The 19,702-nt window shown below is 65.9% G+C and carries 12 protein-coding genes and 1 pseudogene; 3 read left to right on the forward strand and 10 right to left on the reverse strand.

From position 1 onward, the window contains the following. The first annotated feature begins 7 nt into the window (after nt 1–7). Together FHT08_RS08095 and FHT08_RS08100 are read left to right on the forward strand one after the other, a co-directional pair. Nucleotides 8–862: an aldo/keto reductase gene (locus FHT08_RS08095; protein WP_166774820.1), complete on the forward strand. Its 855-nt coding sequence runs from the start codon at nt 8–10 to the stop codon at nt 860–862. Nucleotides 863–1,067: 205 nt separating this feature from the next. After that, a complete protein-coding gene (locus tag FHT08_RS08100; protein WP_166774821.1) occupies nt 1,068–3,176 on the forward strand; it encodes a catalase in 2,109 nt (702 codons plus the stop codon). 763 nt (nt 3,177–3,939) lie between these two features. On the opposite strand, the gene FHT08_RS08105 is transcribed toward FHT08_RS08100, so the two are convergent. Both FHT08_RS08105 and FHT08_RS08110 read right to left on the reverse strand, forming a co-directional pair. Beyond that, on the reverse strand, nt 3,940–4,665 hold the full coding sequence (locus FHT08_RS08105; RefSeq protein ID WP_166774822.1) for an AraC family transcriptional regulator: 726 nt from the start codon (nt 4,663–4,665) through the stop codon (nt 3,940–3,942). Nucleotides 4,666–4,793: 128 nt separating this feature from the next. Then, on the reverse strand, nt 4,794–5,264 hold the full coding sequence (locus FHT08_RS08110; RefSeq protein WP_166774823.1) for a hypothetical protein: 471 nt from the start codon (nt 5,262–5,264) through the stop codon (nt 4,794–4,796). Between the two features lie 330 nt (nt 5,265–5,594). On the opposite strand from FHT08_RS08110, the gene FHT08_RS08115 reads away from it, so the two are divergent. Next, nucleotides 5,595–5,999, forward strand: coding sequence for a hypothetical protein (locus FHT08_RS08115; RefSeq protein WP_243848992.1), 405 nt, complete (start codon nt 5,595–5,597; stop codon nt 5,997–5,999). A gap of 104 nt (nt 6,000–6,103) precedes the next feature. Here the strand turns inward: FHT08_RS08115 and FHT08_RS08120 are convergent, their stop codons facing one another. The 8 genes and pseudogenes from FHT08_RS08120 to imuA all read right to left on the reverse strand — a co-directional run bounded on the left by FHT08_RS08120 (nt 6,104) and on the right by imuA (nt 19,702). After that, on the reverse strand, nt 6,104–8,224 hold the full coding sequence (locus FHT08_RS08120; RefSeq protein ID WP_166774824.1) for a S9 family peptidase: 2,121 nt from the start codon (nt 8,222–8,224) through the stop codon (nt 6,104–6,106). A 360-nt stretch (nt 8,225–8,584) separates the two neighbouring features. Continuing rightward, nucleotides 8,585–9,430, reverse strand: coding sequence for a transporter (locus FHT08_RS08125; RefSeq protein ID WP_166774825.1), 846 nt, complete (start codon nt 9,428–9,430; stop codon nt 8,585–8,587). A gap of 657 nt (nt 9,431–10,087) precedes the next feature. Next, on the reverse strand, nt 10,088–12,040 hold the full coding sequence (locus FHT08_RS08130) for an oligopeptide transporter, OPT family (protein ID WP_166774826.1): 1,953 nt from the start codon (nt 12,038–12,040) through the stop codon (nt 10,088–10,090). A 572-nt stretch (nt 12,041–12,612) separates the two neighbouring features. After that, a complete protein-coding gene (locus FHT08_RS08135; RefSeq protein ID WP_104538287.1) occupies nt 12,613–13,431 on the reverse strand; it encodes an HDOD domain-containing protein in 819 nt (272 codons plus the stop codon). Between the two features lie 220 nt (nt 13,432–13,651). Beyond that, nucleotides 13,652–13,999 (reverse strand): annotated as a pseudogene (locus tag FHT08_RS08140) (hypothetical protein); the annotation flags it as partial. A 220-nt stretch (nt 14,000–14,219) separates the two neighbouring features. Further along, complete coding sequence (locus FHT08_RS08145) at nt 14,220–17,468, reverse strand: error-prone DNA polymerase (protein WP_166774827.1); 3,249 nt, start codon at nt 17,466–17,468, stop codon at nt 14,220–14,222. Nucleotides 17,469–17,622: 154 nt separating this feature from the next. Further along, nucleotides 17,623–19,041, reverse strand: a complete 1,419-nt coding sequence (locus tag FHT08_RS08150; protein WP_166775430.1) for a DNA polymerase Y family protein — start codon at nt 19,039–19,041, stop codon at nt 17,623–17,625. 7 nt (nt 19,042–19,048) lie between these two features. After that, nucleotides 19,049–19,702 carry a translesion DNA synthesis-associated protein ImuA gene (imuA, locus tag FHT08_RS08155; RefSeq protein ID WP_166774828.1) on the reverse strand — a complete coding sequence of 218 codons (654 nt, stop codon included), beginning with the start codon at nt 19,700–19,702 and terminating at the stop codon, nt 19,049–19,051.

Below are 19,702 nucleotides of genomic sequence, written 5' to 3' on the forward strand. Positions count from 1 at the left end.
GTCACCCATGTCCGTCCCCATCTCATCCCCCTGCCCCACGGTGCGCCTGCGCAACGGGCGCAGTGTGCCGGCACTCGGGCTCGGCTCGTGGAATCTGGGCCAGGGGCGACACGCGCCGCAGCAGGAGATCGAGGCGCTGCAGACAGGCCAGCAATTGGGCATGCGCTTGATCGACACTGCCGAGATGTATGGCAATGGCCGGTCGGAGCAACTGATCGGCCAGGCCATGGATGACGTGCAGCGCCCTTATCTGGTATCGAAGGTCCTGCCGAGCAATGCCAGCGCGCGCGGCATCGCGCGTGCCTGCGAGGCCAGCCTGCAGCGGCTTGGCGTGCGCACACTGGATCTGTATCTGTTGCACTGGCGCGGCGGCAGCGATCTGCGCGAAGTGGTCGATGCCTTCGAGGCCCTGCGCGATGCCGGCAAGATCCGCGACTGGGGCGTGTCGAACTTCGATGTGGACGATCTGCAGGACCTGTGGCGCATCGATGGCGGGCAACACTGCCTGGTCAATCAGGTGCTGTATCACGCCGGTAGCCGTGGCATCGAGTTCGACCTGCTGCCGTGGTGCGCGCAGCATCAGGTGACGGTGATGGCGTACTCGCCGCTGGGCAGCCGCGCATTGCTGGATCATCCGGTGCTGCACGCGATCGGCGAGCGACGCGGCGTGGCCGCCACTGCCGTGGCACTGGCGTGGGCGATCCGCAGCGGCCAGGTCATTGCCATTCCCGAATCGGGAACGCCTGCGCACGTGCGCGCAAATGCAGCGGCGTGCACGCTGCAACTGGAGGCGCAGGACCTTGCCGAACTGGACCGTGCGTTTCCGCCCCCGACCCGCAAGCAGCCGCTGGATCTTCTGTAGTCGCGTGCAACGGTCGCGTTCGCTGCACGCGCTTGCAAACGTGCGTCGGTACATTGCGTGACAGACGCATCAGGCAGCCGCGACCCAGCGCAAGTTTCTGGCGGTATGTGAGTATTCGTTCGCATGCAGACACGCGTACTTAACAGCGCCACTCCCAGGCTCGGCGGACCAGCCCGCATTTTCAAGCCCGCCAGAGTGGAGTCCCATGCCCAAGTCCCCCAGCAAGTCCGCGCAACTTCCGTCCACCGCTGCTGCCAGCGCAACTCCCGACACGTTGCGCGGTGCGGGCGATGAACTGCATCAGAAGGCCGGCGGCACGCATCCGCAGCTGACCACCAACCAGGGCATTCCGGTTGGCGACAACCAGAATTCGCTGCGCGCCACGCCGCGCGGGCCGACGCTGCTGGAAGACTTCATCCTGCGCGAGAAGATCACCCACTTCGATCACGAGCGCATCCCCGAGCGCATCGTGCATGCGCGCGGAAGCGCGGCGCATGGCTATTTCGAGCTGACCAAGTCCTTGAGCCAGTACACCACCGCCAAGATCTTCACCGAAGTCGGCGAAAAGACCCCGCTGTTCACGCGCTTTTCCACCGTCGCCGGTGGCGCCGGCTCGGTGGACACGCCGCGCGACGTGCGCGGGTTTGCGGTGAAGTTCTACACCAAGGAAGGCAACTGGGATCTGGTGGGCAACAACATCCCGGTGTTCTTCATCCAGGACGCGATGAAGTTCCCCGACCTGATCCACGCGGTGAAGATGGAACCGGACCGCGGTTTCCCGCAGGCCGCCAGTGCGCACGACACCTTCTGGGATTTCATCTCGCTGAGCCCCGAATCGATGCACATGATCATGTGGGCGATGAGCGACCGCACCATTCCGCGCTCGCTGCGCATGATCGAAGGCTTCGGCATTCACAGCTTCCGTTTCCTCAATGGAAATGGCGACAGCACCTTCGTTAAGTTCCATTGGCGCCCCAAGCTCGGCCTGCAGTCCACGATCTGGGACGAGGCAGTGAAGATCGCCGGCGCCGATCAGGACTTCCATCGCCGCGATCTGTTCGAATCGATCCAAAGCGGCGACTTCCCCGAGTGGGAACTGGGCGTGCAGCTGTTCACCGAAGCGCAAGCCGATGCATTCCCGTTCGACCACCTGGATTCGACCAAGGTCATTCCCGAAGAACTGGTGCCGTTGCAGATCGTCGGCCGCATGGTGCTGGACCGCTGGCCGGACAACTTCTTTGCAGAGACCGAACAGGTGGCGTATTGCCCCGCCAACATCGTGCCGGGTATCGACTTCAGCAACGATCCGCTGCTGCAGGGCCGCCTGTTCTCGTATCTGGATACGCAGCTGAGCCGCCTGGGTGGACCGAACTTCCACCAGATCCCGGTCAATGCGCCCAAGTGCCCGTTCGCCAACAATCAGCGCGACGGCCATATGCAGATGGGCGTGCCCAAGGGCCGTGTCGCGTACGAGCCCAGCTCGCTGCAGGCCGATGCACCGCGTGAGGCGCTGCGTGGATTCCCCAGCCACGCAACACCGGCCGAAGATGGTGCCAAGGGCCGCGTGCGCGCAGAAAGCTTTGCCGATCACTATAGCCAGGCACGCATGTTCTTCCGCAGCCAGACTGCACCGGAACAGGCGCATATGGCATCGGCGCTGGTGTTCGAGTTGTCCAAGGTGGAAACCGCGCACGTGCGCGAAGCCATCGTCGGTCACCTGCGTCACATCGACCCGACGCTGGCGCAGCGCGTGGCCGATGGCATGGGCATGACCACGTTGCCGCCTGCACCGCCGGCTGCGGTCGCGCCGACCGATATGCCGCTGTCGCCAGCCTTGCAGCTGATCGGCAAGATGAAGGACACCTTGCAGGGCCGCACGGTCGGCATCCTGATTCACGATGGCTCCGATGCAGCGACGATCAAGGCCGTGCGCAAGGCCGCCGAAGCTGCCGGTGCCACGGTCAAGATCGTGGCGCCGAAGCTGGGCGGCGCCAAGCTCAGCGACGGCAAGCAACTGGCCGCCGATGGTCAGTTGGCCGGCACACCGTCGGTGGTGTTCGATGCGGTGGCGGTGGTGTTGTCTTCCGAGGCAGCCAAGGCGCTGACACGCGAATCGGCAGCGCTGGACTTCGTCAGCAATGCGTGGGCGCATCTGAAGGCGATCGCCTACGACGACGGCGCACAGCTGCTGCTCAAGGCAGGGAATGTCGGCAAGGACGCAGGCGTGATCGCGGCGGCAGATACTAACGCATTCATCACTGCCGCCAAGACCCGCCAGTGGGCACGCGAACCGAAGGTGCGCATGCTGGCGTAATCGCATCCGCATGGATTGCACAGGCCTGGGCGCGAACGACTTTTATGTCGTTCGCGCCCAAGTCGTTTATGCAGGCAGCACTTCATCGTCGATAGTGCAGCCAACGCATCCTCTGCGATGGCCAGCTTTCAACCCTTCTTTTAGCCGCACCTGATAAACGACGCCGCGATTTGGAATCCCGGCTGTCTTTACGTGGTTGCGCGGTCATGTCTTTGGGGTGTCGGTGCGCGCGGCTGGGTCGGTAGTAGAGCAGTGGGCTGCGACTCGGCTGGGAAGGCCCTTGCCCGCCGACCATCGCGGGACACGCCGCAAGTACGTCCGTGTAGGCTCTGGCGCGGCATCCATGCCGCTCAAGGTCCCGCGACGGTGAGCAGGCAAGGACCCGTCGAGAGGGTCGGTGCGCAAAATTAAGAGCAGTGCACGCTGCGACTTGTTCGCTACATGCGCCGGCGCAAGGTCGGACGCACGTCGAGCGATAGGCAGCTTTTCACCCGGCCACCGACCAACTGTCTGGTGCGGTGCCCTCGCCGCTTGCGGGACCGTGTGGCGGCATGGATGCCGCCACCGAGCCTCCACGGACGGATTCACGGCGTGTCCCGCAAGCGGTGAGGGCGCCGCACACTCGACGACTAGACTTTTGACTGCATCTATCAGACGGGGATGCAACCCGGAATCCCGATGGATTCACGCAGTTCCCCGCAAGCATTACAGAGGAGCCGTGCTCGGCTAACTCAGCAGCTGAGCAGCCGTCTTGTGGGATGCGCTAAGCCGGTTCGGCAGGAAACTGTGCCGCGTTCGCCAGCGCGCGGTACTCGCGTGGCGTCATGCCGGCCGCCAGCTTGAATTGCCGCGCAAAGGCGCTTTGATCGCTGAAACCGCAGGCATGCCCGATTTCGGTGAGGCTCTTGTTTCCGTGCAGCAGATGCATCGCCATCTGCAAACGCAGCTTGGCCAGCACCTGCTGCGGGGTCAGTTGGAATACCTTGCGGAACGAGCGTTGCAGCTTGGACATCGAAAAACCGGTGATCTCCACCAACGCCTGCATGCGCACGTTCTGCGCGTAGTTGGCGTTGAGGTACGCCAGCGCAAGCCGCAATTTTTCGTACTGCGATTCGTGCCCGTCCTGCGGGCCCAGGTCGCGCGAGATGCCGATGATGCCCTGCACCTTGCCGTCGACCAGCAGCGGACGTTTGCAGGTCAGACACCAGCCCGGTTCGCGGTTGGCGAACAGGTGCAGTTCCAGCAGGTTGTCGATCACTTCCCCAGCCAGCACCTGCTCGTCCTGATTGGCGTAGTTTGCGCCCAGTCCGCTGGGATAGACCTCGGCAACGCGCTTGCCGATCAGTTCCTTGCGCGATTTCAGGCCCAGGCGCCGCAGCATGGTCTGGTTGACATGGGTATAGCGGCCCTCGCGATCCTTGACGAAGAACAGCACGTCCGGCACCGCATCGAACAACGCTTCCAGATCGGCAGGATCGATGCTCTTCATGGAGGTCATGCAGGACTGGACTCGGGATCAGGAAAGACGCAGCTGGCGATGACACGCGCCACCGAGGCAGGCCGCAGCGCATGCAGCGCCATGATACGCCGCGCGTACCAGACGCCGGCGCACCGCGCTCAGCGCGGGGTGTCGGCCGCGTTGGACGCGGCCGGCGCAACCTTGCTGTCCACCGCCGCTGCGGTGGGATTGCCGATGCGATCCAACGGCACCTGTTGCGCGCGCCACCCACTGACCACCGCCGCACCGGACTGCGAGCCGACCTGCACCTGCAGGCGCGCACTACCGCCGGGGGCGATGAACTCGATGGCGCAATCGCCGGCGGCCATGCAGCTGTCGGCGGCGAGCGGATCCACCAACTGCCAACCCTGCTCCATCACCGCATGCGCAAACGCGCGGTAGCCCATGCCGGCCTTCAGCGCTGCCGGCAGCGGCACATCCGGATCGCTGGTCACCGCATCGGTGCCGACGGCGGCAGGCGCAGACACGGGCGCACGTGCAGGCACGACCGTGGGCCGCGATGCGGCATTCAGGGCAGGACTACAGACTAGGGCGAGCGCCCACAGTGAAGGGCGGAACAACGTGCGCATGCGGACGGCCTTGCGATCCCGGCAGGAGACTGGTGATGTTAAAGAATCGCTATTTTGACATGGCTTGGGTGCGCTGCGGCACTGCTGGCTCATGCTGGCATTCAGCCAGATGCGGTGCTCCAAACCATCTCGGTCTGCTGCAAGCGGGCTCATCCATACACGACCCTATCAGGCTCGACGTGGCACCTGCGGACATCGCCTGACGGGCGAGGCGCGGCTGCGCATGCGTCGGGTCGTGCACCTGACTAACCCCCTTGATGGCTGGCACGGCGCGGAGTCGCCATCTCCGCAAGCACGTTGCATCATTGCGGTTTGCTCGTGGAGTACCCGATGCTCGACACCACCTCTCCGGCCCATGCGGTCGGCCAGCTCTGGCGCTGCCATGGGCGTACCGCGTCGGAGACGCCGTTGCTGCTGATCAACCAGATCGATGTGCATCCCCACGGCGGCCAGATCCTGCACGTGCGTATCAGCGACATCCAGGTACGTCACGCAGGATTGCCCGATGGGATTGTGGATGCGCTGCCGCACATCCCGGTGATCGCGCAGACCCTGGAGCGCAGCGCTGCCGAACACGTCGGCACTGCCGCGCCCAATCAGGATTACCTGCCGGGCTACGCGGAATGGAAGGCCGCGTTCGACGCCGGCAATGCCGGCGCGTTCGGCATCGCGGTGGCGGAGATCCTGCAGATCGTCGAAGGCCAGTTGGCCAAACGCGATCAGTTGCCGAACTGAGCAAACCGAACGAACGCCTTACAACCCGCATTGAAGGCTGAGTCCTAACGCGTCATCGCCGCACCAACCGGCACGCCGCTCCGGGCGGCGTGCCGGTCGCGACCTCACTGGCCGATATGCTGCTTCAGCCAGCTGTTGACGGTGTCGTGCCACAGCACGCTGTTGTCCGGCTTGAGCACCCAGTGGTTCTCGTCCGGGAAGTACAGGAACTTGGAGTCGATGCCCTTGCGCTGCAGTGCGGTGAACGCGGCCAGGCCCTGTTCGACCGGGATGCGGAAATCCTGCTGGCCGTGGATGACCAGCATCGGCACCTTCCACTTGTCAACGTGCAGCACCGGGTTGAACTTCTCGTAGCCGGCCGGGTTCTGCCAGGGCGTGCCGCCGTTTTCCCATTCGCTGAACCACAGTTCCTCGGTGGCGTAGCCCATGGTGCGGTTGTCGAACACGCCGTCGTGGTCGACCAGGCACTTCCATGGCTGATTCCAGTTGCCCGCCATCCAATAGACCATGTAGCCGCCATAGCTGGCGCCCAGCGCGCAAGCCTTGTCGCCGTTGAGGAAGCCGTACTGCTTCTGCGCGGCGGTCCAGCCCTTCTGCAGATCTTCCAGCGGGCGGTCGCCCCAATGCTGGCTGATCGCGTCGGTGAATTCCTGGCCGTAGCCGGTGGAGCCATGGAAGTCGATCATCACCACCGCGTAGCCCTGGCCGGCATAGGTCTGCGGATTCCAGCGGTTGCTCCAGCCGTTGCCGAAGCTGCCCTGCGGCCCGCCGTGGATCAGGAATGCCACCGGGTAGGTCTTGCCTTGCTGGTAGTTGTACGGCTTGACCACATAGCCGTGCACGGTGTCGTTGTTCCAGCCCTTGAACTGGAACTGCTCGTAGTCGCCGAACTGCACCTCCCGCAGCAACTCGCCGGCGCTCTGGGTGATCGCACGCAGGCCCTGGCCCTGCACATCGCTGACGAAGACCTGGTCGCCGCTCTTGAGCGAGTTGCGGGTGAACGCCAGCGTGTTGCCGGCCAGGGCCGGCGCATGCACGCTGCCCTCGCCCACCAGCTTGGTCGCCTGGCCGCTGGCGATGTCGATCTTGAACAACGGATGCTCGCCGAGGTCGTCGGCGCTGGTGTAGAGGCTGGCGCCATCGGCGCTCAAGACGATCTCACCGGCCGAGCGGTCCCACTTGGGGGCGATCTCGCGGCTCTTGCCGCTGGCCACGTCCATCGCCATCAGGCCGAAGCGGTCGGCTTCGAAACCGGGGCGCTTCATCGCGCGGTAGTACAACGTCTTGCCGTCGCTGCTGAACACCGGGCCGGCATCCCAGGCCGGGTTGGCCGCAGTCAGATTGACTGGCGCGGCCTTGCCGGCCGCATTCAGGCGGTACAGGTCGAAGTTGGTCTGCCACGGCTCGTCGTTGCCGGTGGATTTGGCGCCGGCGGTTGCCTGCTTGCCGGCCTCGGGTCCGTGCGGCTGCGGCACGCGCACGCTGGCGACCACACTGCCGCCGTCGGGCGACCAGGCGTAATCGTCGTTGCCGCCGAACGGCTTGGAGGGCGCATCGCCGGCCAGCGTGGCGCTGATCGCCGAAGCACCGATCACGGCCTTGCCGCCGCCAGCCGGCAGGTCGGCGACGAACAAGGTATTGCGGCGGCCATCGTTCCAGGCATCCCAATGCCGCACGAACAACTGGTCGTAGACCACGCCGCTGGCCTTGGCGTCCTTGACGCTGGCAAGTTTCGTTTTGGTGCAACCCAGGTCCGAACCGCAGTCCTGGAACACGCCGGCACTGAAGGCGATGCGCTTGCCGTCGGGCGAGAGCTTGTAGCTGTCCACATCCACCGCAAACGCGGTCAATTGCTGCGGCGTGCCGCTGGCCAGCGATTGCGCGTACAGCTGCTGGGTGCCGGATTTACTGCTGAGGAAGTACACCGTCTTGCCGTCCGGCGACAGCGCCGGGCTGTTGACGTTCCAGCCTTCGGGAGTGAGCCGCCTGGGCGGCGCCGCATCGCGGGTACGCAGATTGCGCATCCACAGGCCGGTGGCCGGCTTGCCGTTGCTGCTCTTGGCCTGGCGCTTGGCGAACACCAGCACGCTGCCGTCGGGGCTGAGCGTGGGCGAAGACACCCGGTCCAGCGCAACCATGTCGCGCACATCGAATCCGCGCGCGGCGGCGAGACTTGGCAAGGCGGTCAACAGACACAGGGGCAGCACGGCGTAACGAAGCTTCATCGAGAGTTCCCGCAACGGCAAAACGTCGATGGTAGGCGTTGCTGTGGCGAGCGTGCAAAGGCTTGCGGTTGGGTCTGCCTGTATGGCTGCGTGTGGATGCCGGGCAGCTGGCAAAAGCGCGCCTCGCCACGGCGTGGGATGTCGGCTGTGCTGCATCGAGGCAACTCTTGCGGCCGCAGCGGCGTGCCATCTGCCACAGCGCTTGGTGCAACTGCGCCGCAGATGCACGCGTGTAGTCGTCAAGCGCAGCGCGTGCGGCGCGGCGTGCAGGCTGAGCGGTGCCGGTCACCTGGCACCGCTCAGCCTGCAGCATCGCTGCCACACCGCAATGCATGTCGCAGTGCCAACCCGATTAACGCGTCAGAAGCGGTGCGACATCCCCACATACACCTGCGCGTCCGGGGTGCGGTCGTTGAGGCCGAAGTTGGCGCCCACGTCCAGCTGCAGCAGCGGATTGAGCAGATACGCAGCGGCGATGTCGGCCGAGTACTGTTCGAGGGTCTGCGCCGGGTCGCGGTTGATCGAGGACCACACCTCCACCGCCATCGACAGCTTGGCGGTGAGCGGATGCCCCAGGTTGATCGCGTTGATCAGCGCGACATGCTTGCCGCTGCCATCGCTGTCGGCCAACCAATCCACCTCGGGCCCGAAGGTCAGCGAGAAACTATTGGGCAGCGCGAAGTTGATCGGCAATGCGACACCGCCTTCCCACTCGTCGTTGCCCAGGCCGGTGCGCGCGGTCGGCGCCTTGACGAACGGCAGCAACGCCACGCTGGCGGTATCGCTTTCGTAGAAACGCGCCTTCATGCGCAGAAAGATGTCGCCGCCGCCGCTCAGGCTGCTGCGTGCGCCGGTGGCGCGGTCGGTGGTCTTGACCTGCAGCTGCGGGGCCCAGTTGAGCTGCAGATCGATGCGGTCGCTGACGCCGTATTTGAGCGTGGGGTTGGTGAAGTACGAGGTTTCGACGCGGGTGGCGGGCTGGCTGTCGCGGGTGTAGCTGCCGATGTCGGTTTCCAGCTGCCAGGCGCCAGCAGGCACGGTACAGGTTGAATTGGCCTTGGTCGGGCGATCGGTACACAGCGCCGCGTCGGTGGCCTCTTGTGCCTGCGCCTGCAGCGCAAGGCTGCACAGCACCCCGGCCAGGGCGATGTTCAACAAGGGGGCACGTTGAGTGCGGGTGGGGCGGTGGGAAATAGCGGTCGGCATTGCAGTGGTTTCCATGGCAAGACGCTGGACAGGTCGCGTGGACGCTCAGCGTTGGGGAGGGGGAATGCGCGTGGATGTCGAACGACTGCATGGCAGCCTGAGGGGCGGCGTGTTGCCTGTCGATCTTATAGGCGTCGGCAGGTCCGAAGATGCCGCAGATGACAAAAGCGACCTCAACAGCGCACCAATGTCGCATAACGTGATGTGGGTCGCTTTTCCACACCCATCGTTTCGTGGGGGGTTTACGCGCCGCAAAGACGTGCGTCGTGGCGCGTCATCGGGATCGATCAAGGCATGTGGGTAGCCGTCGTGCACCATCGTTGCGGGAGACGGCACGATACGGAGCAGCGACATAAAGTCGCTATGCACGAGGCCTGTATGGGGCGTAAAGCCTGCGCAAAGGCACTGCGATGGCGCAGACGCGATGGCCTGCGTGTCGCCCGTTGCCCGCGCGAGCAGCATACGCTTGATGCGTCGGCGACTTGCAGCTGTGCTCGCCGCGTTCGACATCAGGGCCGTACTCGCATGGCGCCTGCTGCGATTCACTCAGAACAACGGCAATCCGGTCGTACACACCCACAAAAAACGGACACGCATCCAGTGATGCGTGTCCGTCCAGATCCGGCATGCAGGGCATGCCTTATTGAAGCGTTGCCCTCAAGCGGTCTGTTCGCCGCGCTTGCCGACGCGGTACAGCAGCCAGCCCACCAGGACGAGGATCGCCAGGCCGAACCATTGATTGAGCTGAAAACCTCCAGGCAATGCCAGCACATCCTTGTTATTAGTGATCACGATCGGCAGCGCAATGCCAATACCCATCAATGCCTCGCCGGTGATCAGGCCGGCGGCGAACAGCACGCCCGGGCGGTGCACGCGGTCACGGCCATCTTCGTCGTCGGCGCGGATCTTGTGGAAGCGCTCCACCAGATGCGCGATCAGGCCGCCGATGAAGATCGGCACCATCAGCTCCAGCGGCAGATAGATACCGATCGCTGCCGCCAGCACCGGCACGCGGAAGCGCTTGCCGGTTATCTTCAGCCACTCATCCACAGCGATGATCACCGCACCCACACCTGCACCGATAGCGATGATGGCCCATGGCAACTGCCCCCCAAACAATCCTTTTGCCACCGACGCCATCAGCATCGCCTGCGGCGCCGGCAGTGTCTTGGAGCCAATACCGTAAGCCTCAGCAAGTAAATTGAGCACGGGCGCCATGATCAGCGCGCACGAGAAAGCGCCAATAGCCAGCATCAATTGCTGCTTCCAGGGTGTCGCCCCAACCAGATAACCGGTCTTGAGATCCTGCAGATTGTCGCCGCCCACCGCCGCCGCGCAGCACACCACCGCGCCGATCATGATCGCCGCCACCGCGCCCAACGGCGCCGCGCCGATGCCCACCGGCACCAGACCGTCCTTGCCGAGCAGCAGCACCAGCACCGCCGAGGCGAACAGGATGGTGGAAATGGTGATACCGGACACCGGGTTGTTGGACGAACCGATCAAGCCGGCCAGATAGCCGGACACCGACACGAACAGAAAGCCGGCCAGAATCATGATGATGGTCATCGGGATCGATACGTGCCATTGCTGCACGATTGCCTGATACAGGCCCAGCAGCGGCAAGGTGCACAGCACCAGCGCCACCAGCATCCACTTCATCGGCAGGTCGCGTTCGGTCTCGGCAATCACGCCGCCACCGCTCTTGCGCGCGGCGGCAAAGCCGCTCTTGACGCCGGACAACAGCGACTTGCGCAGCGAGAACAGCGTCCACACGCCGCCGATCAGCATCGCGCCAACACCCAGGTAACGGATCTTCTCGCCCCAGATCCCGAACGCCGCATCGGCCGCCGGCGCACCGACCAGGCTCTGCGCCAATGCCGGGTCGCTACCCATGAAGAACTGCTGGTAGAGCGGAATGGCGACATGCCAGGACAGGATCGACCCGGACAGCACCACGATGCCGACATTCAGGCCGACGATGTAGCCCACGCCCAGCAGCGCCGGCGACAGGTTGGTGCCCAGATAGCCGACCAGGCGGCTGCTGCCCAGATACGTGGCCTGCGCCCAGGTGTCCGGGATCACCCGCAGGCCGCTGGCCGCACCCAGCTTGACCAGCGCGCCGATCGCAGCGGACATCGCCAGGATCTTCAGGCCCGGGCCGGGGTTTTCGCCGGCCTTGAGCACCTCGGCCGCCGCCTTGCCTTCGGGAAAGGGCAGCGGATCTTCGACGATCATCGAACGCCGCAACGGCACCGAGAACAGCACCCCGAGCAACCCGCCCATGCCGGCGATACCGAGCACCCACCAGTACTTGAAGTCCGGCCAATAGCCCATGATCACCAACGCGGGGATGGTGAAGATGACCCCGGCTGCGATCGACGAACCGGCAGAGGCACCGGTCTGGACGATGTTGTTTTCCAGAATGGTGCCGCCGCCGAGCAGGCGCAGCACGCCCATCGAGACGACCGCGGCAGGAATGGCGGTGGCGATGGTCAGACCGGCGAACAGGCCCAGATAGGCGTTGGCGGCCGAAAGTACCACCGCCAGCACGATGGCCAGCACGACGGCGCGGAAGGTGAGCTGGCGCGGCTGCGCGTCATGGCTCATGGGCAGTTCCCCTGTGGCAAAAAATCCGGACCACGCTAGCGCCTATGCGGGTTTCCGTCCAGCTGCGCCGCGGCGTGACAGTGTGCCTGCTGTGGCGGCCGGCAGTGCATTGCGCTGTGCCAACCGGGGTTACAAGCGCGCGCCAGCGGCGGCTTCGCGCATGCGGTCGCACAGCGTGGAGCTGGCCGACACTACTGCGTGGCATGCACACCAGCGGCACATGGCGTCAGGGCGTGGCCATGCGGTTTCCGGCTCGTCGACCGACGGAGCGGCCATGAGCGAGGCGCGACGTGGCCGCTAGGTAACGACGAGCGAGCGGCTCGTCGTCACGTGCCGCCCGCTCGCACCGGTGTGGCCGCCGGCTGCCCGTGCTGGCTCGGCCAGCGCTGGCGAAGGGCCGCGCCCGTGATGGCCGACCAGTCTGCAGCGGCAGCGGCGGACACGCATCGCCGCACATCGCGGCGGCCATGATCGCCGGACGTTGCCGTCTTTGCTGCACGCCAGGGATCTGCTGCCGGCGACGGTGCGTCAGCGGCTGCGCAGACGCTGGCGGCAGCGTCGCAGCTGTTGGATCAATGCAGCAGTTCGGCAAATGCGCGGTCGGCCTCGATCACGTCCGGCAATGCGGCGAACAAGGCCTCCAGATCCACCGTGTCCATCAACGGACCGCGCACCGCGTCCAAGGCCGCAGGCGTGGCACCGCCATGCGCGTGCAGCGCATCGGAGACCTGCACCGCCTGCGCAACCACCAGCGGCATACGCGCACCGTCCGGCGCGGCGGCCGGGCGGACCTGATAGGCGATCGCTTCCTGGATGACGACAGGCAGCTGCCAGCGACGCACCAGCTCGGCGCCGACTTCCGGGTAACCGAACCCCAACTGCAGGGTTTCTTCGGCGGCATGGCCGGCCGACGAGGCGTCGTGATTGAGGCGGCTGGCGTAATCCGGCGCGCCGGACTGGATCAGCAGCTCGCCGATGTTGTGCATCATGCCGCAAGTGAATGCGGTTTCCGGATCCAGGCCGTGCTGGCGCGCCAGCAGGCGGCAGATGCCGGCCACCTCGAAACTGTGCCGCCAGAACGCCTTCAGATCGAACCCCGGCACGGCACGGAACACCCCGGTCATCGCCGAGGCCAGCACCAGGGTGCGCAGCGTGTTGAAGCCCAGCCGCATGGCCGCGTCTTCCACGCTGGTGGAATCGCGCAGGCCGCGGAAGCGCGCCGAGTTGGCCAACCGCAGCACCTTGGCCGCGATCACCGGATCGCGCTCGATCGTGTGCGCCAACGCATCGATATTGGTCTCCGGATCGTCGAACCGGGCAATCAGGTCCTGCGCCACTTCGGGCACGGTGGGCAAGGTGTGCAACTGGTCGAACAATGCCTCCAACTTCATGATCGCCTCGCGGGTGAAAGGTAGCCGGCGCGGCCGCGCCGGCCTGCATGGTGTAGCACAGACCGGCCGAATGACGATAACCCGTCACGGCCGCTCTTCACCCGGGCTTTGCGTCATCGCCTTGCGGCAGGCTGCTCCGTCGGGCGCGTAGCGACGGTCATCATGGACAGCGCGGTCGACAAGATCCCGATATGCGTACGCCGACGCCACTCGTTGGCCTTTAGTTGGCCTTGGCACCACCCAGGAACCTGGCCAGAAACGCCAGCACCTGCGTATAGAACGCGCGCCGATGCGGCTCGGTATAGAAACCGTGGCCTTCGGTGCCGTAGTGCCAACTGTCGAAGATCTCGAACGGGCCGCCATGCGGCATCACCGCCATCGGCAGGTTCTTTCCCGTGCCGGTGCGCGGCAGCGAGAGGTCGCCATGCAACGGCACACCATCGCGCGCCTGCAGCGCGATGGGCTGTACGGTCGCGGTGCGCTCGGGCTCGAACCAGTCGCGCCGGCTGATCACATGCTGGGCTTTTTTCTCCTGCATATCGAACACATATGCCAAGCCCGGTGCCCCGGGCACCATATCGACACCGGTGCCATCGGCATTGATGGCGTACGGCTCGCCGCTCGGCAACGGTTTGTCGAGCAAACCGTCCTTCTGTGCAATGGAGATCAATACACGCGCATCGCTGACCCAGGCAAAGTCGCTCGCATCCGTGTTCGTATCCAGCACGAAGATCGCGCCCCTGCTACTGAGCACGCAATTCAACGGCAATCGCAGGCCAGACAACGTTTCAATGAAAATCCCGCGAGGGCAGCTGCATGTCGCCGAGCAGGTCGCTGAGGTCGTGCAGATCGCCGGCGATCAAATGCTCCACCCCGTCCACGCGCTCCCAGCGGCCGCGTACGGCCAGCAGGCGCGATTCCAGCAGTGCGCGGCGGCGGCGCAGCGCCAGGTGCGACCAGACGATGACGTTGATCATGCCGTGTTCGTCTTCCAGGGTGACGAAGATGGTGCCCTTGGCCGTGGCCGGGCGCTGGCGCTGGGTGACCAGGCCGGCGACATGCACGCCGTTGCCGTGACTGCGGCCTTGCAGCTCACGCAGGCCGAGGATGCGCCGCTGCCGCATCTGCGGGCGCAGCAGCGCCATCGGATGCTGGCGCAGACTCAGACCGACCGAGCGATAGTCGGCCAGGATTTCTTCGCCCGCGCGCGGCGCTTCAAATTCCACCGGGCGCTCCTGCGGACTACCCGGCAGCAGCGGCCGACGCGCTTCCACGCCGGCCATCGCCCAGCGCGCGGCGTTGCGGTTGCCCACCATGCCCTGCAAGGCGCCGGCTTCGGCCAGTGCCAGGCGCGCCTTTTCGTCGAGTGCAGCGCGCAGGCACAGATCGCCGATATCGGCGAAGGCCCGCTGCGCGCATGCGGCCACAATGCGATTGGCCACCACTTCCGATAAGCCAGCGACCTGCCGCATGCCCAGACGGATCGCCGGTTGTTCGCCAGGGTCTTCGTCGCTGCGCCAGGGCCGGCCACCGACCAGCGTGTTGTCCCAGACGCTGTGCAACACATCCACCGGCAGCACCTCCACGCGCGCGCGCTCGGAACTGCCGCGGCGTGCGTCCTGCACGATCTGGCTGGCCGAGTAGAAGCCCATCGGTTGCGCATTGAGCAGCCCGCAGGCGAAGGCCGCCGGCTCGTGCCGTTTGAGCCAGCAGCTGGCGTAGACAAGCTTGGCGAACGAGGCGGCATGGCTTTGCGGGAAGCCGTAGGAGCCGAAGCCCTTGATCTGCTCGAAGATCTGGTCGATGAATTCCGGCGAGTAGTCGCGGGCGGCCATGAGCTGGCGAATCCGCACACGGTGCGGCTCCATATCGCCGCCGCGTCGCCAGGCCGCCATCGAGCGACGCAGCTGATCAGCCTCGCTATCGGTATAGCCGGCATGGATCACCAGTTCCATCACCTGCTCCTGAAACAGCGGAATGCCCAGCGTGCGACCGAGAATGGCTTCCACGCCGGACGAGGGGAAACTGACCGGCTCGTAGCCCTGCCGCCGCCGCAGATACGGGTGCACCATGTCGCCCTGGATCGGCCCCGGGCGCACGATCGCCACTTCGATCACAAGATCGTAGAACTCCCGGGGCTTGAGCCGCGGCAACATCGCCATCTGCGCGCGCGATTCGATCTGGAATACGCCCACGGTATCGGCGCGCTGGATCATCTTGTAGGTGGGCGCATCCTCGCCCGGCAGCGTGGCGATGCTGTAGTCGCGCCCACGATGCCCGCGCACCAGGTCCAGGGTCTTGCGGATGCAGGTCAACATGCCCAGTGCCAGGCAATCGACCTTGAGCAGCTTCATGGTTTCCAGATCGTCCTTGTCCCACTGGATGATGGTGCGGTCGGCCATCGCCGCGTTTTCCACCGGCACCAGCATCGACAGCGGTTCATCCGAAATCACGAAGCCGCCGACATGCTGCGACAGATGACGCGGGTGATCGCGCAGGTGCTCGGTGACTGCCAGAATCTTGTTGATCAGCGGATTGGCCAGATCGAACCCGGCCTCTTCGATGCGCTGTTCCATCGGCGTTTCGCCATTGCCCCAGCCGTAGCAATTGGCCAGCAACGCGATCTGGTCCGGCGGCAGGCCGAACGCCTTGGCCACATCGCGCACGGCGCTCTTGCCGCGATAGCAGATCACCGTCGCCGCCAGTGCCGCGCGTTCGCGGCCGTATTTGCTGTAGACGTATTGCAGCACTTCCTCACGGCGCTCGTGCTCGAAGTCCACATCGATATCCGGCGGCTCGTCGCGTTCCCTGGATAAGAATCGCGCCATCAACAGACGGGTTTCGCCGGGATTGACCGCAGTGATGCCCAGTGCATAACACACCGCCGAATTGGCCGATGAGCCACGGCCCTGGCACAGGATGTGCTTCGAGCGCGCAAAGCGCACCACATCCTGCACGGTGAGGAAAAACGCCTCGTATCCCTTGTAGGCGATCAACTCCAGCTCGCTGTCGATCTGCGCCACTACCTGGGCCGGCACCCCGTTGGACCAACGCTCACGCATCCCCTCTTCAGTGAGCTGTCGCAGATAACTCGCCGGCGTATGCCCTTCCGGCACCAGTTCGCGCGGGTAGGTGTATTCAAGCCTGGAGATATCGAAGCTGCAGCGCTGCGCCAGGTCCACCGTGGCCTGCAACAGCGCGTCCGGGTAGATGTTGCCCAAGGCACGCCGTGTGCGCAGATGGCGCTCGCCGTTGCGGAACAGGTGCGCGCCGCACTCGGCCAACGGCAAGCCGTGGCGGATGGCGGTCAGGGTGTCCTGCACGATGCGCTCGCGCCGCTGCGCCATATGCACATCGCCGCTGGCCAGTGCGCTCATGCCCAGTTGCTGCGCCAGCAGCTGCAGGGCAAGCAACCGCGCCGCATCGTCCTGCTCGCGATGCAGTTCCACCGCCAGGAATGCACGCTCGCCGAAGACCTGCTGCAACCAGGCGCCCTGCTCGGCCTGCGGCTGCGCACCGGGCAACCACACCGCGAACACGCCGGGTTCCACAGCGCCAAACTGCGCCTCCAGCTCGGCACGCCCGAGCCGATACGCACCCTTGCTTGCCGCACGCCGCGCAGTGGTGATCAGTGCGCACAACTGCGGATAGCCGTGCGCGCTTTCCACCAGCAGGACGAAGCGGGTGCCATCGACCAGGGCGAATTCGCTGCCGACGATCAGGCGCACACCGGTGGCGCGCGAGGCTTCCAGGCCACGCACGATGCCGGCCAGCGAGCATTCGTCGGTGATCGCCAGGGCGCTGTAGCCGCAGTGTTGCGCGCGCATGAACAATTGTTCGGCACTGGAGGCGCCACGCAGGAACGAGAAGTCCGACAGGCAGTGCAGCTCGGCATAGGCGGGCAGCCCATCGGCAACCATGGCATGGGCGATGTCGTCGTTTGCCGCGCGCAACCGCGCGGCGACCGTCCAGGCGCGCGGCATGCGTCCACCGGGCGTATCGCGGTCCACACCATCGACCGCGTCATCCCAGCTCATGCGCGCACCCTTTCAACATTGCGCTGCCACCACACATGCTGCAGATCGACGCGTTGCGGTTGCTTCTTCGCTGCGTGGCATCGCACGCGTGCGGCACCGCTGCGACGATCGGCCCGGCAGGCAACGCTGCGATGCTGCAACGGAGTGCGCCGGATCATGCGAACCACCCGTGCAGCATCCAGCCATCGACACGGCCTGGCGCGGCAAACACCCAGGCCTGGCGTCCGCGTGCGGTTTCCACCACGTAGTAATCGCGGCGTGCCTCGTCGTCGTCCCACCAGCCGCTTTCCAGCCGCTCCGGGCCGGAGATGATGCGCAGCTGCGTCTCGTGCAGGGGCACCGGCTGCGGCAACAGCCAGGTGGGGCGCGGCGGACGCTGCGGCGCATGGGTTTCGCGCACCGCGTCGCCGATGGCGCGCCGCCAGGCACGTTCCGGGCGCGGGTCGTCGGCCGGCAGCACGCGATACACCGCCTCATCGCCCAGCCGCGCACGCAGGCGCTCGCGCAATTGCGGCCACTCCACCGATTGCTGCGCACGTTGATCGAACAGATCGCGCATGGCCGGCACGAACGGCGGCAGCTGCCGCGCCAGCAGCCGCATCGCCACCACCGGGCGCGGGATCTCCACCCGCTCCAGCCGGTTGCGCGCTAGCTCGAACAACAACGTCGGCGCGCGCTCCGGCGTCAGCAGGCCGATCTCGACATCGGTGGCGCCTTGTTCGTGTTCCAGCCGCAGCAGGAACCGTTGCACGCCGCCGTCGCGGATGGACAGGTAGGTGCACAGGTCGCCGATCAGGCGCCGCAGCGGGAACAGCAGCGCCGGATGCATTTCCACCTCGTAGCCGAGTTCCACGCGCTGGTCGAAGTGGTCCGGTGGCGCGTAGCACTCCAGGGGATCGTCGACCTGGCCGTAGAGGCGGTCCAGATGCTCGAGCAGGCCCGCACCGAACCGCCGGCGCAGCCCATCGCGCGGCAACGCGCGCACCGCCGCCAGCGTGCGCACGCCCATGTGTTGCAGGCGCTCGCCGGCATCGCCCGGCAACGCGGCGCGGCGCACCGGCACCTTGTCCAGCGTGCTGTGCAAGGCCGGCAACTGCGTCACCACCATGCCATCGCGCAAACCGGCCAGCACGCGCGCGGCGCGCGGCGTAGGTGCCAGTGCGAGCCGGTGCCGGAAGCCCAAGGCCTGCAGTTCATCGCGCAGGCGGCGCTCGAAACGCGGCCACGGGCCGAACAATCGAAAACTGGCACCGGCCTCCAGCACGATGGCGCGCGACCATTGCTGGCTCACCAGCGAACTGTGCCGGTACGCCCACGCCGCAAGAAACCGCTGCGTGCGCGCCTCAGCCTGCGCCTCGTAATCGACGGTGCGTACATGGGACATCAGCGCATGCGCCGCCGACAGCCGCATGCCGGCTTTCAGACCGGCAGCGGCGGCCGCTGCATTGACCGAATGCAGGCTGCGCAACTGCGCCGGCCCTTCCACCAACACCAGCGGTGCCAGCGGTTCTTCCAGACGCCGAAGGACGGCGTCCAGCGCCAGCTGCGGCAGCAAGATGCAGGCCCACAACATGCGCGCCTCAATGCGCCAGCCGCAACGGCTGCGACGGAACTTGCCCGCCGCGGCACTTGCGTACTTGCCAGGCATCGCGCTCCGGCAGGAATTCCAGCCGCAGCGCGGCCGGCGATGCGTTGACCGCATGCTTGCGATCGCGCAACGCGAACGCGCAGCAGTTGCCGCTGTCGGCGGCGACCTGCAGCCGCCGCAATGCGCGCGCATCGCCGGTCTGCGGCCAGCCCAGCACCGCCGCGCATGCGCCACTGCGCAGGCATTGTTCGAACGCCCACAAGGCATCGCGCGGCTCGGCCTGCACCACTTCCAGATGTTCCAGCACCACCCCGCCCGCCTGCCAGGCCGGCGCGTAGGGAATGAACGGCGGCGCCACCAGCACCACCCGGTTGCTGGCGCCGGTCATGCGCGCCAGTGTGGGCAACAGCAAGGCGATCTCGCCCACGCCGTGCGCGGGCAGCAGCAACTCGGTCAGTGCCCGCCGCGGCCAGCCGCCATCGGGCAGCAGCGCATCCAGTGCCGCATGCCCGGTGGATTCGCCGCCATGGGCAATGGCGGTGCCATGTCCCGCGCGCCATACCGTGCGCGCGGCCAGCAGGGCGTCCAGCGGCAGGGCGACTGCCGCGTTGCCGTCCTGCCTGATGCGCGCGGGCTCCTGGCTCAT

Source organism: Xanthomonas sp. CFBP 8151, from assembly GCF_011761885.1.
GTDB classification, from domain to species: domain Bacteria; phylum Pseudomonadota; class Gammaproteobacteria; order Xanthomonadales; family Xanthomonadaceae; genus Xanthomonas; species Xanthomonas arboricola_B.